This window comes from Paucibacter sp. KCTC 42545 (assembly GCF_001477625.1).
Lineage (GTDB): Bacteria > Pseudomonadota > Gammaproteobacteria > Burkholderiales > Burkholderiaceae_C > Paucibacter_A.
In genome coordinates this window covers 125256-140925 of the sequence record NZ_CP013692.1, presented here as the reverse complement: position 1 = coordinate 140925, position 15670 = coordinate 125256, and the positions used below count along the sequence as shown (strand labels likewise).

The following is a 15670-nucleotide window of genomic DNA, read 5'->3' as shown; positions in this document are numbered from 1 at the left end:
AAGCGGTCGGGCCGCTCAGGAAAGCTGGTTCAGCGCCTCCAACACCTCAGACCACGCCGCTTGCAGCGGATCAATCAGTGCAAAATGCCCGGCCTCCGGCACCGCCACCAGGCGAGTGCGAGGAAATGCCGCGCAGTAGGACTGAGCGACCGCTGGCGGCACCACTTCATCAGCGTCGCCTTGGACGATGGTGATGGCGACGCTTGGGGCGGGCAGTTGCATCGGGTCCACCATCGGATGATGCTCGGGCGCCGAGCCCAAGAACTTTCTGACGGCCCCGTCACCCAAATTGAGCGCATCGGCCAAGCGCAAATCGGCCGCCGGCGCCAGCGCCACGACGCCGCGCAAGGCAGGCAAGGTCAAGGTCGCCGCCGCCCACAAGGCCAAGTGCCCACCGGCCGAATGCCCGATCAACAAGAGCTGACCATTGTGCGGCGCCACGCGCGCCGGCAAAAGCGCCAGCGCCGCCGCCACATCGTCCAAGCTCGCCTGTGCCTGGCCAGGGATACGCCGGTACTCCAAGGTCAGCACCGACCAGCCCGCCTGCGCCAAAGCTGCACTCATGGCCTGCGCATGGGCGCGGTCATACGCGGGCTTCCAGAAGCCACCATGGACGAGCACCAACAGCGGACGCTGCGCCCCCTCCTGACCACGCCGGAAGTCAGCGCACTGATCCTCATGATCACCATAAGGCAAGGTCAGATCGGGCGCGCTCGCCAGGCGGGTGAGGATGGACAAGTCTTCTGCCATGGAGTTCTTTGGTGTGATGGAGAGTCTGAGTTACAGGCCAATTCGCGAGCAGCGCATTGTCACCGGCTCAGCGCGCCGGGCGGCGCTATTGCCTACGGGCCTGGCCATGTGCAACCGTCATGCGGCACTGCCCGCGCCTTGCTCCGGCGGGAGCGCACGCGCTAGAGGGGTCAGGCGGGCGTGCTGGCATCCCCAGCGCGCAGTGCGGCCAGGGTCTCAAGCAGCCACTGCTCAGCACTGAGCGTCTCGGCGTCCATTTGGCGCAGGACGAGGCGTGTGGACACTGGCAGCGGTGCACCATCCAAGCCGGACAGCGGCGCTTGCTGAAGCTTGCCTTGCAGGCGGGCCAGCACCGGCGCGGCGCCCGAAATATCGGTATCGGGCATCACCACGGCGAACTGATTGCCGCCGATACGCGCCACCCAATCAACCAGGCGAACGCTGCGCCGGGTCGCCTCGGCCACGCCTTGCAAAATGCGATCGCCGGCGGCAAAGCCATAGCGGCGATTCAGCAAATGCATCTGCTGGATGTCAATCAGCGCCAAGCTCAAGGCTCGGCCATGCTTGCGTGCCGTGCTGAACTCGCGCGCCAAGCGCGCGTCGAAGTAGCGGCGGTGAGGCAGTTGGGTCAGCGGGTCATGGTCATGCCCCAAGCGACTGGCCGCTGCCGGTCTCGCGGCAGCCAAGCCCTCAAGCGGCGAGTGCGGCGCTTGCAAGGCGGCCTCAGACGCCGCTGCGGCCACCTCAAGCCGGTTCCTGCCCAGATTCTTGGCCGCTTGCACCGCCTGGTCGGCTTGGGTCAGCAGCTGATTGAAGTCGGCGCCCTCCTCGATGAAACATAGCCCGCCGCTGGACCGCAGCTCGATGCGTGCGGCATCGACTTCATCGCCAGGTTCTTGGCCCATCAAGCGTTTGAAGAGGCCACTGGCCGAAGCAGGCTTGGGCCGCAAGCTCGGCAAGGGGATGGCCATGGCCGCGATATGCGCTAGCAATCTTCTTGCATCGGCAAGCACACTGTCTCTGTCATAACGCTGCATCAAGACGGTAAAGCCATCGCCGTCAAAACGGCCCAGCCTGTCGGACGGCGCCAGCTCATTGCGCAAGGCCTGGCCAAGATGGGCCAAGACCGCGTCGCCGATGGCGTGCCCATGCTGATCGTTGATGCGTTTGAAGTCATCGATGTCCAGCAGCAGCACGGCGGAGCAGTCTTGCGCCTGCCGTTCACGCAAATGGTGGACCAGCTGCTCCGCCCATTCCCCGCGTTGCAAGCAGCCGGTGAGGGGATCCAGCCCGGCGGCGTTGAAGGAGGCCACCAACTCCTCGCTGCCAATTTCAGCCCCATGCGCCAATGCCGGCGTCGGCTGCTTCAACATTCGCCTGATTCGCCCCAGCAGCAGCCGGCTGGGATAGAGGCCGCGCACGACCTCGTCGCTGCTGCGGATCTGCTCCAGCAAATCTGCCTCTTGCTCGGCCGTGTCGGTGATGATCAAAGCGGGCAGATCGCTCGCGCTGTACTCGGCCCGCAGCGCATCCAGGCTCGCAAAGTGCCGGGTCTGCAGGATGCGCATGCTGGCGGGGGTCTGGGTGCTGCTCAGCGCTTGCTGCAACTGGCCCGGCGGGCAATGCCGCACTTTCCAGCCCTGTTCACGCAAACTCACCAAGGCCGGGTCTTGGGTGGACGGCTCGCTCGGTGCGATCCAGGCGATCCAATTGATGGCCATCATGCTCAAGAACCCCTCGCAGGGTGGCTGGCTTCGAGCTTGGCAAGCTGTTCGCGCTGGGCCTCGTTGGCCTTGGCGAGCCGCGCCAGCTCACGCTCCATCTTGGCGGCGGCCAGAGCCTGCAAATCAAGCCCAACACGGTTGATGACGAACTCCAGCACCGCCAATTCATCCGGCCGGTAGCTCGTGTCCCCATGCTTCTCACCCAGCACCACCAGGCCGTTCAGCTGGCCGCGGTAGCTCATGGGGAAGGCCTGGGCGCCCTTGGCCTCCGTGCCATTGACTTCCGCCAAGGCCTGGGCGCCAGCCCGGCCGCGCAGCGCGGCCACCAAGCCGTCATCCGGGTCGAGCAAATGGGCACAGCGCGGAATCGAGTTGAAGGCCTGGGCATAGCCGCCGCCCGCCAGCCGCAAATAGATCACGCAGCCGGCCTGGCCGGTGAAGCGCTCCAGGGCTTTGTGCAAGCCGCTGAGCAGGCCCTCGGTGCCGGTGTAGTGCTCCGCCTCTTTGGCGAAGCGGCGCAAGGCTTGCTCGTTCTCATGCCAATGGCTGAAGAGCAAGTTCTTGATGCGAGTCTCCATGCTGATCTGCACACGACTGAGCACCACGATGATGACCATGGCGATGGCCGTGTCCACCAGCATGCTCTTGCCCTGCTCATGCTCCTGCACCCAATGGCCGGTCAGCCATTTGACAATGCTGAAGGCCGACAAGACCATCAGGCTGATGGCACTGAAGACCACGGCGCGGCTGACCGCAAAGTCGAAGTTGAAGACTCGGTGCTTGAGCACCGCATACATCAGGCCGACGTACATAAATCCTTGGCCGCACAGGGCCAACACGATGTTCAGGGGCACGCCGGCGACGCGCACATCGGAGCCGGGTATCCAGACCAGAAAGCTAGGGATAGAGCCAATGCAAAACGAGGCCAAGACCCAGGCGTGGCGTTGGCGCATTTCGCCACCACTGGACTGATAGCCGCCGAACAAGCAGACCAAGGTCAGCGCCATGCTGGACACCAGCAAGAGCACGGTAAAAGGGCCGAGCCAGGGTGCCTCGAAACCCAAGCCGAACCAGATCATGCTGGCGATGCCACAGGCCACCACGCCGGTATAGGTCGGCATGCTGAATCGCAGCAGGGCTCTGAGCCAGGCCGCCCGCGTCGGCGAATACAGGGCTGCAAAGCGCACCGTGCAATACCAAATCAAGGGGAGAGTGGCCAGCTGCATCAGTTTGGCGGCGCTGAATAGCGGCCCCCGGGGCATGAAATTGAAGGTGAAGAAGAAGGACAGCGAGAGGTAGAAAAAACACAAGGCCAAGGCACGGTAGGCGGTGTGGTCCGGACGTTTCAGGCCTATCAGCAAGGCAAAGAGCACGGCTTGGACGGCCAAGAAGAAACGGCTCAGGTAATCGAATATCTCAACAGCAGAAAATCTCTGCGGCGCGGCCGTTAAGGTCAGCGGCCGCGGGACGCCTTCATGCCACAGCGTGACCCGCACCTGCTCCGGGCCGGCCCGCCCGTCCAGGCTGAGCTTGCGCCAGCGGTCAAAGTGATGATCGAAACTCAGCTGATCCCCCAGCTGCGCACCCATCAGCGCCAATTCGGACCCGGGCTGCAGATGCTCAATCGGCACCCGGTGGGTGCCCGTTCGGTGCGGGTCAATGCCGAAGCTCTCCTCCATGCCCACCGAGCCGTAGCGCCGCTCCAGCATGGGATTGATGCCGAAGGAAAACTCGATGGCGAGCATCAGCAAGCACAAGCCACATAGGCCGCAGATCAGCCATTTCCAGCCCCGGTCGCCCAGGCGTTGTTGCAGCAGATGCCAGCCCATTGTTTTCTTACTCCCCTGGGGCCGCAGGCGCGAATCCCGAAAGTGATCGTAGGTGAGTTCAAGCGCGCCTGTCCAGCCCCGGACCGGTTGGAAGGGATTGCGCCTCGCGCTCGCCGCTTCGCCAGCCGTCGGCCGTCATCGCCCGTATTCACCAGTCAAGCCGCGCCAGGGCAAGACTTTGCGGCTGACTGTAGACGCCGGCTTCACGCCGGTGAGGTAATAGCTTCAAAAGCCTCCGCTGAAGTGATGACTGCAGTGCGGACGGGCTAGGGGCAGCGGGCCAAGGCGCGCTTGGCAATTGCCGAGGTCAAGCCGGAGTTGCCGCAGGCCATGGACGGCAGCAACACTGCCGCGCCAGGGTCGATCAGGGCACCCGGCATAGAGCCCTCACGCCAGGTCGGATGGAAAACACCACTCGCTGCCCAGTTCAGCCGCGATGGCCGAAAGGCCTGGCAATGCGCCCACGGGCAGGCCGATGTCATGCTGTGTCGGCACTCGGGATTCGGTGGGGTTGATGCGAATCAGCCGCCCGCCGAACTCATGGATGATGCGCTCGCTGAACCAGCGCACCGAGGGAATGGCGGTGCCAGCGCCGATTTCGATCACCACCGGTCGGCTCACCGATTGCAGCCAGCGCTCCTGACGCAACTGCTGCGCGTTGCTGCGGTCGGCGATCCAGGCGCCGTCACCGAACATCAGGATATTGGGCCGGGCCAGCCCGCCACAGTGCGGGCAGCTGGGCGCCGCGTTCAGCAGACGACAGCGGCCTTCATCGACCTGCGGCACAAAGTCTTGCGCGGACCAGATTGCGTCCGAGCAAGGGCCCAGGCACTGCAGATGATGAATGGAGCCGTGACATTCGTGGACCTGCTCGGGCGCGAATCCGGCCTTCTGGAATTGCCCATCCACATTGCTGGTGAACACCGACCAGCCATGCAGCATGCGCTCGCCCCACATGCGCAGCCACGCAAAGCCCGGATGGGGCCGGACCTGCCGAGACAGATTCAATCGATGCCCGTAAAAGCCCCAGGCCAGGGCTGCATCGGCGCGAAAGGTCGCGGGCGAGGCGGCGCGCTGGAAGTCGATGCCAGCCTCGCGCAAGGCCGGGTAGGCGTTCCAGAAGCCCTCTTTGCCTCGGAAGTCCGGCAGGCCGGAGTCCACCCCCATGCCGGCCCCGGCAGCAATGATCAAGGCATCGGCTTGCTCAATCAGCTCCGCCGCATGGCGGGCGGCGCTTTGTAAATGTTGTGACATGGCGTTTGGCAAAGAGTTGGCGGGATTGGGCGAGCTTGAGCGACTGGCCTGTCCATCAGACCCTGGCGCCGGCGACCCAGCTATTCATCTTGCGGCAGCCCTGGCTCACCAGACGAGCCAGGCGGCTTGAGGCGCGCCGATGCAGCCTCAGGCCTGATCGAGAAATTCTTTTTGCAATAAGCGTAAGGAAGTCAGGCGGCATCACGACCCAGAGAGGTACGCAAGCCGGCACCCATGCCGAGCGTACCGAACTCAGTCACGTCTTTCACCACCATCACCCATCTGGAGATCCCTATGCAAGCATCGATCAAGCCTGGTTTGAGCATCGCAAAATCAACGGCCGCTGTGACCCTACTCGCAAGCGCTGGCTTCGCAAGCAGCACCCAAGCCGCCATCGTTGATCTGACGGTGACCGTGCACAACCTGGCACCCGTGAACAGCGTGGTGGTGGCACCGCTGAGCGTCGGCTTTGGCCAAGGCGTGTTCGACGGCTTTGACATCGGCGGCGTTGCCAATGCCGCCATCGTCAAAGCGGCGGAACTGGGCAACGGCAATCTTTGGCGCGATGCCTTCACTGCGGCAGATTCGGGCGCCGTGGTCGGCGTGGTTGGCGCGGCTCCGCTGGCTGCTGGCTTGTCAGCCACCCGGACCTTTCGCATCGATACGGCGCTGAACAATTACTTCAGCTTTGTCGCCATGGTGGTCCCCAGCAATGACTTCTTCATCGGCAACGACGCCGCCAAGGCCTTCAAGCTCTTCGACGGCGCGGGCAATTTGCAAGTCAGCAGCATCGGCCAAAAGGCCCGTGACATCTGGGATGCGGGCTCCGAGGAGTTCAATACGGCCAACGCGGCCTTCATCGTCGGCGCCAACGCGCTGGCCAGGGATGCGCAGCAGTCAGTGGTGGCGCGCAACTTCGCAGAGTTCGCGGCCTACAACGGTTTGAGCACCGCTTACGGCTACACCTTCAACAGCGGCTTGTCCGGCGGCAGCGATGTCTACCGCATCGACTTTTCAGCCCAGGCCGTGCCGGAGCCTGAGAGCTATGCCCTGATGTTGGCCGGCCTGGCCGCCATGGTCACGGTGGTGCGTCGTCGCCGTCCTGTGGCCTAACTTTCCTTGTTCTAGCCGGAAGGCCACCGCAACATCAAGGGCGGTGGTCATGGTGTCGCGGTCCTGGTTTTTAGATAGGGGTGTACAGCATGGGCCGAGGGGAGGACCATCACTGACTCGCCGCGCAAGTAGGCGTTGGCGAGCTTTGCCACAACCTTCTTGAACAGGACATAGCATGAACAAATCCGCACTCGGCTTGCTGGTGATTTGCGCAAGCACGCTGGCAACACCTTCGCTGGCCGCTACCAAAGCGTTCATTCAGTTCGATCAGATCAAGGGATCGTCCACGGACAAGGACCACACGAGTTGGAGCGATGTCGTGAATTGGTCGTGGTCGCTGTCGGCTGACACGTCCTGGACCAAAGGGGGCGGTGCTGCAGTGGGGAAACCTCAGCCCGGCCCCTTCCTCTGGACGCAAGCCAACGACGGCGTTTTCAACAGCCTATTTGTCAATATGGCCACGGGTAAAGCGGTCAATAAGATCAAGTTGGATGTCAGCAAAAACACCGGCGCAGCGAATCCTGAGGTGTTTTTCACGATGGAATTCACCGGGGCCTTTTTTACCAAGCTGGACATGAAGGGGTCAGCAGAGGGCAACGTCGACTTTGCAGGCCAGTTCGTCTTCAAGACCATCAAGATCGGCTACCGGCCACAGGACAGCTCGGGCAGGCTAGGTGCCGCCAAGTTCGCGACCTGGGACATTCCGGCAGGCGTAGCCAGCGGCTCCGGTTATGAGTTCAGCGGCGATGCCACGGCGCTGATGGGGCTGGCCGAGGCCATGCCCCCCGCCGCCGTGGTGCCGGAGCCTTCCAGCTATTTGCTGATGCTCGGTGGCTTGGCTGGCGTCTTGGCTTTGGCCCGGCGCCGCTCGCTCGCCTTGCGCGGCTGATCTCGGCGAGGGCCACCCGAGGCTGAAGCAAGACCTGACCCTTTGGGAGCTTTTTCTCAAGGGGTCGGGCGCAGGACTGTGGCGATCTGCTGGATGCCATTTGAAACCCGCCTTAGAAAGCTCCGCGCCTGGGACTGCACTCATGCGTGTATGCAAGCGCTCAAGCGCAGCGGCCAATGCGCGTGGCGTGTGAGCGCCTAAGGGCGGCTATCCGCGCCCGGCACCGGCCGACAACCGCCACTCAATCCCGCGTCTTTGATGCATCGGCGCACGCCGCCCGGTAGTCAGACGGCGACATGCCTTGCCAACGCCGGAAGGCACGGCGGAAATTGGCCAGGTCGGTGTAGCCCAAGAGGTAGGCCACTTCCTGCACCGTTAGCTGGCCGCGCTGCAGATGCTCGCTGGCCAAGCTGCGCCGCAAGTCTTCGGTGATTTGTCGGAACGAAGTCCCCTCCTCCAGCAGCCGCCGATGCAAGGTGCGCTGGCCCAGATGCAGCTGGCGCGCCACCAAGGGCAGGCCCGGCAGGCCGGCGCTTGATTCGAGCAGCAGGCGCCGCACCCGCGCCGTGGTGCTCTGCTGGCTCGCGAGGCGGAGCCGTTCGCGCTCACACAGCTGCTCGGCTTGCGCATAGGCGCTCGCGTCGGCAGCGCTCAGGGCTTCATCGGCCCGCGCGATGGGCAAAGCCAAGCCGCTCCAGCTGCTGGACCAAGCCAGCTCGCAGCCCACGAGCTGGCGGGCAAAGTCGGCATAGGCGGGCGCCGGCATGGCGAAGGCCACGCGGCTGACCGGGCCGCTGGACAGCCCGCCGCCCATCCCATGACCCACCCGGTTGAACTCCAGCGCATGTTTGAGCGCCAGCAGCACCGCCTCCAGCACCGATCGCCGCGCGCTGCCCAGGGCAATCGGCTCCAGCACCATCAAGCGCAGCTCATGGCGATGCACTTGCACGGCCAGCGACACCAGCGAGGTGCGCAGACCGATATAGCGCACCAGCAGCTCGATCACCTGGCGCAAAGAGCCGCCGCTCATGGCCGCAAAACCCAGCACGCCAAGGGTGTTGATGCGTAGCCGATCACCGACCAACAAGCCCAGCGCCGGCTCCTTGGTGATCGCGATGGCGCCCTCCACCAAGCGGGCAAAAGCATCCATTGGCAGCTCGGGCAATTCAAGCGCCAACTGCGCCGGCCGCAGTCCGCCGCGCGCCAGCCACTGCGCCACATCGCCCCCCACGGCAGCCACATGCTCAGCGATCTGGCGGATGTAGAGCGACTGCAGCTGGATGGTTTGGATGTGCTTGGGCATGCGTCCGACTCTATCGGGTGAACCCGGGGCGGGCGCCGGATTGTCAAAAAATGACCTCCGCTTGTCAACGCTGGACCTCGGCAAAGCGGGGCCGACTTTCTAGCATCGAGACACAACAGCCGGGATGCACACGGCCAGGAGACAAAGACATGCCGCTCAAGATCAAGACCGCGCCCAAGCCGGCGCCCCATGTGGCGCTGATCAATGCCACGCACATCCTCGTGCAGGCCGACGAGACCCTGCTGCAGGCCGCGCTGCGCCAAGGTGTGGAGATGCCTTACAGCTGCCGCGTCGGCGGCTGCGCCAGCTGCAAGTGCAAGCTGACCAGCGGGCAGGTCAAACAGCTGACCGAGACCAGCTATCTGCTCAGCGACGAAGACCTGGATGCCGGCATGATCCTGGCCTGCCAAAGCATCCCTTTGTCCGATGTGCGCATCGAGCTCGCACCCCTTGCCCAAGCGCAGCGCCAGCGTGTGGCCGGGCATGTCATCGCGCAAGAGCGCCTGACTCACGACATCACCCGCCTGCGCATCCAACTGGCGCAGCGCCTGAGCTTCCAGGCCGGGCAGTTTGCCGAGCTCTCGCTGGCAGCATTGCCGGGTATGCAGCGCAGCTACTCTTTTGCCGCGCCCTGCCGCGACGATGGGCAGGTGGAGTTCTTTGTGCGGCAGGTGCCGGGCGGCGCCTTCTCCACCCTGGTCAATCAACAAGAGCTGCTGGGCCAGTCAGTGCAAATTGAAGGTCCGCTGGGCCATTTCACCCTGCGGCCGGCCGATGCGCCGCTGCTGATGGTGGCCGGCGGCAGCGGCCTGGCGCCGGTGCTGGCGATCTTGCAAGAGGCCCTGGCCACCGGCGTGACGCGCTCGGTCACTCTGCTGTTCGGCGCCCGCAAGGCCAAGGATTTGTATGCGCTGGACGAGATCGCCGAGCTCGCCGCGCTGTGGCCCGCAGCCTTCAACTTTGTGCCTGTGCTGTCCGAGCCCGAGCCCGAGGCCAATGAGTTCTGGACCGGCGCGCGGGGCTTGATCACCGAACACCTGCTTGGCGCCCTGCTGCCCGGCGCCCACGCCTATCTGTGCGGGCCGCCAGCCATGATTGATGCGGCAGCGGCCCTGCTGCAGCAACACGGTGTGGCGGCGGAGCACATCCACGCGGACCGCTTCACCACCCAGCACAATGCCGCCGCAGGCCTCACTACTGCTGCGGCAGCGTCTACGTCTGCGCCCGCATCTCAGAGCGAGGCGACAACGCAACGCGCCAGCATCCCAGCACCTGCCGCGACAACGCCGGCCAGCGTGCTGGATTATCTGAAATACGCCCTGTTCCACGCCGTGGGCCTGAGTGCAGCGGCCGCGCTGCTGGCCGGCGGCAGCTGGATCACGCTCTGCCTGCTGACGGTACTCGGCTTCTACATCGTGGGCGACGCTGTTCTGGGCGAAGACAGCCGCACACCGCAGTTCAAGTACCCGGGCCTGCTGACCGCGCAGCTCTGGCTGGCCTTGCCGCTCTTGCTGCTGATCTGCTTCGCTGCCGTGTGGGGTGTGTCGGCGGGCGACCCGCTGGGCTTTGGCGCCTGGCTCAGTGGCTGGAGTGGCTACGACTTACTGGCCGCGCGCGCGGCCACGGCCTGGCCTCACCATGTGTCGGCCGCCATCCTCACCGGCCTGATGATTGGCATGGTGGGCACCATCACCGCCCATGAGCTGACGCACCGCACCTGGGACCCGGTCTCGATGGGGGTGGGCCGCTGGCTGCTGGCCTTCAGCTTCGACACCATCTTTGCCATCGAGCATGTCTACGGCCACCACCGCTATGTCTCGACCATTGACGACCCGGCCACCGCGCCGCGTGGCCGCAATGTCTATGCGCATGTGCTGATCTCGACCGTCCGGGGCAATGTCAGCGCCTGGCAGATCGAAACCCGCAGCCTGCGCCGCCGCGGCCTGCCGCGCTTCGGGTTGCACAACGCGGTGATCCGCGGTCACTTGATGAGCTTGGGGCTGGTGGCGCTGGCCTGGGTCATGGGCGGCGCAGCGGCAGCGGGCTTCTTCGTGCTGTGCGCGCTATGGGGCAAGGCACTGCTGGAGATCGTGAACTATATGGAGCACTACGGCATGGTGCGCGACCCGGCCACGCCGGTGCAGCCGCGCCACTCCTGGAACACCACCAAGCGCATCAGCTCCTGGTCCATGTTCAATCTGACCCGCCACTCGCATCACCATGCGCAGGGCGAAGTGCCCTTCCACGAGCTGCAGCCCTTGCCTGACTCACCCCAGATGATCAGCGGCTACCTCACCACCATCGTCGTGGCCCTGATCCCGCCGCTGTGGCATGCACTGATGGCGCCTAAGCTGCGGGAGTGGGACAGCCGCTTTGCCTCGGAGGACGAGCGTGACTTGGCCCGCCGCGCCAATGCGCGCATCGGCCTGGCGCCGTTTGCCTGAGCCGGCGCCGCGAGCAAGCCCAGCGTTCGGCCGGACCGTTTCCGTGAAATAACACCGAATCAGTGATTACCCTTGGTTTTGTCATAGGGTTTTCACCAAGTTTGTCGACACTTCTTTCATCGACAAGCCATTCGCGCTGTCACTGAAGAGGCAAAGCACATCATGAGCAGCATCCCCAATTTCCTGAGCCAATCCGAGCAGTACTTGATCCAGATGGGCCTGCCCCAAATCGGCGAGACCAGCGGCCAGGCACGTGGCTTGGGCGAAATGACCGAAAGCCTGGGCTTGGCGGCCCTGTGCGTGGGTTTCAGCCTGACCAGCCTGGTGGCGGTGCTGAGTCTGTAACTCTCTCGGGGCGCGCATATACAAACCCGAGCCTGGAGCAGGCTCCGGGTTGAGAAATTGACTGAGCGGCAGCAAGCCCGCTTTCAGGTCCATCAGTCGGCATTAGGGTCGCAGGGAGCAATACCACCAGCGGCCATTGCAGCCAAGCCAAACAGACCCCTGATGGCGGGCACGAGACAATCGCCAGACGCCTGACGAAAAAGAGTCCGGCCCGCAAGGTGGAGCACCACCTCATCGCTGCCAGCGGCCCATGCTGGCGACGCTCAAGGACTGATATGCCGGACCACTTTCCCAAATTCGTCGCCATCGGCGAGGCGCTGACCGATTTGATTCGGGTGGATGGCGCGCAATGGCTGGCCAAGACCGGCGGCTCCACCTGGAATGTCGCTCGCGCCGCAGCCGCGCTCGGCCTGCCCAGCGCCTTTGCCGGCGCGATCAGCCAATGCCATTTTGGCGATGCGCTTTGGCAAGCCAGCCAGGCCGCCGGCCTGGACCTGCGCTTTTTGCAGCGGCTTGACCGCTCGCCCCTGCTGGCTGTGGTGCCGCAGAGCGCGCCGCCCAGCTATTTCTTCATCGGCGAGAACAGCGCCGACTTGCACTTCGACCCACACGCGCTGCCCCTGGGCTGGCAGGCCGAGTGCCAGTGGGCGCACTTCGGCGGCATCAGCTTGGCGCGCGATCCGCTGGCGCCGCGCCTGCTTGATTTGGCCGAGGAATTGCACGCGGCCAAGATTCCCATCAGCTATGACCCCAACTTCCGCAACGCGATGGGCCCGGGCTATTTGGCGACCTTTGAGCGCATGTGTCGCTTGGCCCAAGTCATCAAGCTGTCCGATGAAGACTTAGGCGGCCTGCTGCCCGACGTAGCGCCAGAGCAGGCCTTGGCTCAAGCGCGCGCCTGGAATCCATCCGCGTGGTGGCTCTACACCTTGGGCTCAAAAGGCGCGGAGTTGTTGACGCCGCAGGGCTGCTGGCGCGGAGTGCCGCCGCCCATCGACGTTGTGGACACTGTCGGTGCGGGTGACGCCAGCATTGCTGGCTTGGTCGCCAGCCTGCTGCGCCAGCCTTCAGAGTCGCTATCCAGCCATCTGGCCTACGCCGTGGCTGCCGGTACCGCCGCTTGCACGCGGGCGGGAGCCACACCACCGTCACTCGATGCCGTGATGACGCTGCAGTCTCTGGTCAGCATTTCGGCGTGCAGCCAGCCCACAACGGTGCGATGAGCGAGGTGAAGGCATAGACCCGAACAGCCACCGTGCGAAGCGCCTCTGCAAACCAAGGCTCACGCGTCTGTTCGCGTTGCGCAAGTGAGCGCCCTGGTCTGCATGCCTTTACGCTTGAGGTGAATTCGGCGCTCCACACCAGGCCGCATCAGGCCGCCACGTGGCCACCCACGCGGGCATCTGCTCCGCGGGCATGGGCCGGGCAATGCCGTAGCCCTGCGCCAACTCACAACCCAGTTGCAGCAGCGCCGCGCCATGCGCCACGGTCTCTACGCCCTCGGCAATGACCTGGCGCCTGAAGGCCACGGCCAAACCGATCACGCCTTGCAGAATGGCCAGGTCATCGGGGTCGTCCAACATGTCCCGCACAAAACTCTGATCGATCTTGAGCAAGGCCACGCGCAAGCGTTTCAGGTAGGTGAGTGAGGAGTAGCCGGTGCCAAAGTCGTCCAGCGCGCACTTCACGCCGAAGGCGGCGCAATCCTCAATCACACTGGAGACCAATGCAATGTCTTCCAAGGCACTGGTCTCCAGCACCTCCAGCTCCAAGTCGCTCGCACGCACCTGGGGATGCTTGGCCAGAATCGCTTTCAGCCGATCCACAAAATTCATTTGCTGCAACTGACGTGCGCCGATGTTGACGCTCACCGGCAGATGCAAGCCGCTGGCCTGCCACACGCTCATTTGGTGCAAGGCGGCGTCAATCACCCACTCGCCCACGGCGACGGCCAGCGGATGGTCTTCAATCAGCGGCAGAAAGGTGGCGGGTGCCAACAAACCTTTTTCCGGGTGCTGCCAGCGGATCAAGGCCTCGGCACCCACGACCTGGCCGCTACGCATATTGACCTTGGGTTGGTAGTGCAGCACAAACTCGCCTTGCGCCAGCGCCAGGCGGATGCGCTCCAGGCTTTCGTGGTGGCCGCGCAGATTGCTGTCTTTTGCGGCATCGAAGACGTGGTAACGACTCTTGCCTGCCACTTTGGCCTGGTACATGGCTTGGTCGGCCTGACGCAAGAGTTGATCGGCATCGATGTCCTGCGCCTGCGGGTAGAAGGTCACGCCCAGACTGGCCGAAACCTGCAGCAGCAAGTCGCCCACTTGCACGGGCGAGGCGGCGGCCGTCAGCAAGCGATTCAACAAGGGCTCACCGATGGCGGGTTCGGCCAAATCAACCAGCACCGCCACAAACTCGTCACCACCGATGCGTGCCAGCGTATCGCCGTCGCGCAGCGCGTCTTTCATGCGGGTGGCCAGATCAATCAACAAGCGGTCGCCGACGTTGTGTCCGTGGCGGTCGTTCACGGTCTTGAAGCCATCCAGGTCCAGGTAGACCACCGCCAGCTGTTGGCCGCGCCGGTGTTCTTGCGCCATGGCCAGCTGCAGACGATCGGCCAGCAAGGAACGGTTGGGCAGATTGGTGAGCGCATCAAAGTGGGCGATGTGCTCCAGCTGATTTTGCTGCTCTTTGCGCTCGATGGCGATGCTGGCCAGGTTCGCGACTTGTTCAATCAAGTTGATATCGGCCTGCTCAGGCGTGTTTGGCCCGCGGTGGTAAATGGCAAAGGTGCCGAGCACCTTGCCCACCGAGCTGTGGATAGGCTGCGACCAGCAAGCCCCCAAGCCCGCACTGCTCGCAAGCCCCTTGTACAAGGCCCAATAGGGGTGCGTGGCGATGTCGTCCACGACAACGCGCTTACCGGTAAAAGCCGCTGTGCCGCAAGAACCCACGCCTAGGCCGATGCTCACACCGTCGAGTGCCGCGTTGTAAAAGTCAGGCAGGCTAGGCGCCACGCCTTTGCCGAGATGGAGGCCGTCAGCGTCGAGCAGCAAGATGCTGCACAGCATGCCCGGATGGAGTTGCTCAACTCCCCGCACAATGGTTTCAAGCAAGGTAGCCAGAGGCTTGTTGGCGGCAAGCAACTCCAGGGTTTTGCTGCGGAAGCGTTCGTAGTGCTCGGCTAATTTGCGCTCGGTGATGTCCTGCACCAGCCCGGCCAAACGAACGACTCGCCCGCTTTCATCGCGCTCCGGAAACCCCCTGACTAGGCAGGGGCGCTGCTCTCCGTTGGGTTGCACGGACATCAGCTCCATCTCGTACGGTGTGCCGTCCAGCAAGAGTTTGTCAACGGCGGCATACAGCAGCTGCACCGACTGCGGCGTGTACAGCTCGACCTGCTCCTCCAGGTTCGGTGTCCCCAGGGCGGGGTCGCGCCCGTAGATGCGGAACATTTCCGGCGACCATGTCGTGATGTTGGAGTCGACTTCCCACTCAAAACTGCCGATACGCGCCAGCTTTTCGGTGCGCTCCAGCATGGCCTTGCTGCGCCGCAAGGCCTCTTCCTTGCGCTTACGCTCGGCGAGTTCTACGCACGAGTTGGCAACGCCCTCAAGCGCCTTGTCTGGCGTGCGGGAGGCGGCATCGAGGGAGACAGCGTCGGCGGGCGATTTATCCATGCTGGACGAGCTATTTGGGGCCGCGCCGTCAGAGCCAAAAGCGCGGTACAGGGGTGGCAAGACGCCCTCGATTTAACTGGCGGGCACTTTGCGATGGTAGCCGCCTAGGGTTTGGACGGTTAGGAAATTCAACTGTTCCCTTGAAAGTATCTCCGCTCGGGAGCCGCCGCCCGTCGAGAAATGTCCTTGGCAAGGCCGGCTTGCCGCAGCTAAGCCGGCTAGCGCTGGGGCAAGTCCTCGCAACAGGAGATCAGCTTTGCCGAGATGGCAGCAGCGCTCAACATGCAGCCCCGACAAGAGCAATAGCAGTTTCGGCCCTAAGCATGTCTTTGGTCGGTGTAC

General features: G+C 64.0%; 11 protein-coding genes. 5 read left to right on the top strand and 6 right to left on the bottom strand.

The genetic code is table 11. The features are described from left to right. Positions 1–15: 15 nt before the first annotated feature. The 4 genes from AT984_RS00655 to AT984_RS00640 all read right to left on the bottom strand — a co-directional run bounded on the left by AT984_RS00655 (position 16) and on the right by AT984_RS00640 (position 5557). The gene (locus tag AT984_RS00655) at positions 16–750 is read right to left on the bottom strand and encodes an alpha/beta hydrolase family protein (protein WP_058718462.1); all 735 of its coding nucleotides are present in this window, start codon (positions 748–750) and stop codon (positions 16–18) included. A gap of 170 nt (positions 751–920) precedes the next feature. Further along, positions 921–2474 (bottom strand): diguanylate cyclase domain-containing protein, encoded by a 1554-nt coding sequence (locus AT984_RS00650; protein ID WP_058718461.1) that lies wholly within the window; start codon positions 2472–2474, stop codon positions 921–923. A 2-nt stretch (positions 2475–2476) separates the two neighbouring features. Then, a complete protein-coding gene (locus AT984_RS00645) occupies positions 2477–4303 on the bottom strand; it encodes a hypothetical protein (RefSeq protein WP_058718460.1) in 1827 nt (608 codons plus the stop codon). 387 nt (positions 4304–4690) lie between these two features. After that, entirely contained in the window at positions 4691–5557 is an 867-nt protein-coding gene (locus AT984_RS00640; protein WP_058718459.1) for an SIR2 family NAD-dependent protein deacylase, read from the bottom strand. A gap of 294 nt (positions 5558–5851) precedes the next feature. On the opposite strand from AT984_RS00640, the gene AT984_RS00635 reads away from it, so the two are divergent. Next, positions 5852–6670 (top strand): spondin domain-containing protein, encoded by an 819-nt coding sequence (locus tag AT984_RS00635; protein ID WP_058718458.1) that lies wholly within the window; start codon positions 5852–5854, stop codon positions 6668–6670. 175 nt (positions 6671–6845) lie between these two features. Continuing rightward, on the top strand, positions 6846–7559 hold the full coding sequence (locus AT984_RS23170; protein WP_058718457.1) for a type VI secretion system tube protein Hcp: 714 nt from the start codon (positions 6846–6848) through the stop codon (positions 7557–7559). Between the two features lie 241 nt (positions 7560–7800). Here AT984_RS23170 and AT984_RS00625 read toward each other — a convergent pair whose 3' ends face one another. After that, positions 7801–8862 (bottom strand): AraC family transcriptional regulator, encoded by a 1062-nt coding sequence (locus AT984_RS00625; RefSeq protein ID WP_058718456.1) that lies wholly within the window; start codon positions 8860–8862, stop codon positions 7801–7803. Positions 8863–9011: 149 nt separating this feature from the next. Here AT984_RS00625 and AT984_RS23345 point away from each other — a divergent pair, with 149 nt between their 5' ends. From AT984_RS23345 to AT984_RS00610, 3 genes are all read left to right on the top strand, one after another. Then, on the top strand, positions 9012–11306 hold the full coding sequence (locus AT984_RS23345; RefSeq protein WP_058718455.1) for a fatty acid desaturase: 2295 nt from the start codon (positions 9012–9014) through the stop codon (positions 11304–11306). Between the two features lie 162 nt (positions 11307–11468). Continuing rightward, entirely contained in the window at positions 11469–11651 is a 183-nt protein-coding gene (locus tag AT984_RS00615) for a hypothetical protein (protein ID WP_058718454.1), read from the top strand. 275 nt (positions 11652–11926) lie between these two features. Further along, positions 11927–12874: a carbohydrate kinase family protein gene (locus AT984_RS00610; RefSeq protein ID WP_058718453.1), complete on the top strand. Its 948-nt coding sequence runs from the start codon at positions 11927–11929 to the stop codon at positions 12872–12874. A 108-nt stretch (positions 12875–12982) separates the two neighbouring features. Here AT984_RS00610 and AT984_RS22275 read toward each other — a convergent pair whose 3' ends face one another. After that, positions 12983–15328: a putative bifunctional diguanylate cyclase/phosphodiesterase gene (locus AT984_RS22275; RefSeq protein WP_082679675.1), complete on the bottom strand. Its 2346-nt coding sequence runs from the start codon at positions 15326–15328 to the stop codon at positions 12983–12985. Positions 15329–15670 lie beyond the last annotated feature (342 nt).